At 67.5% G+C, this 243-nt stretch carries 1 pseudogene; it reads left to right on the plus strand.

Annotated elements, in window-relative coordinates:
- A pseudogene (locus tag IF04_RS0135355) lies at positions 1–243 on the plus strand (MerR family transcriptional regulator); the annotation flags it as partial.

Raw genomic sequence — 243 nt, forward strand, 5'->3', positions numbered from 1 at the left:
CGCACGGTCGGCCGCACCATCGCCGAACTGGAGGAAGGCAAGGACAACAACGACATGGTGAAGATCAACAGGCCGGAGAACCTGTTCGAGGGCTTCGAGTCCTCCAGCCCTCAGCTCGATACCGAGGTCCGGGAGCGGTGGCCGCAGGCGTGGGAGCAGTCCCGGCCGGCCGTCGAGGCGATGACCGCCGAGGACACGGAGCAGTACCAGCGCGAGGTGACCGCGCACCTGATCCGCATGGCG

The organism is Streptomyces violens (assembly GCF_000717745.1).
Taxonomy (GTDB): Bacteria; Actinomycetota; Actinomycetes; order Streptomycetales; family Streptomycetaceae; genus Streptomyces; species Streptomyces violens.